The sequence below is a fragment of the Mesorhizobium sp. M2A.F.Ca.ET.067.02.1.1 genome, from assembly GCF_004023285.1.
In the GTDB taxonomy this organism is placed as follows: domain Bacteria; phylum Pseudomonadota; class Alphaproteobacteria; order Rhizobiales; family Rhizobiaceae; genus Mesorhizobium.
Genome location: NZ_RZSB01001506.1, coordinates 1 through 360 on the forward strand (window position 1 = coordinate 1; position 360 = coordinate 360).

Annotated in this window: 1 protein-coding gene; it reads right to left on the reverse strand. The window is 52.8% G+C overall.

Annotation, left to right across the window (positions count from 1 at the left end; translation table 11 throughout):
- Positions 1 to 65: 65 nt before the first annotated feature.
- On the reverse strand, positions 66 to 360 hold a 295-nt coding region (locus EOA28_RS39445), incomplete at its 5' end, for an acyl carrier protein (protein ID WP_189342447.1).

The window sequence follows — 360 nt, forward strand, 5'->3', positions numbered from 1 at the left end:
CCAGCGGTCTGGATATTCCGCTGTGGATTCGGGCAGGAAGATAACGTCCTTTGGAACAATCGGCATTAGGAAGGCCCTCCTACCAGCCGCTCCAGAATTCCAATCAATCCCCCGACGGTCTGGAATTCGTACGACTGCATATCTTCCGCCGAGAAGCTCACACCGAGTTCACTCTCAAACTCGTCAATCATCGTGACGATGCCAAAGGAATCAATCAGACCATCATCCAGATAGTGCACGGAAAAAGCGTCCTTTCCGTTCGGAAGAGGCGACTTGGCGTGCTGCGAAAAGAAATCACGAACCAGCTTTTCATGCGTCATTGCAGCCTCACTTAATCGAATGCCGGCGACCAGGGCACGG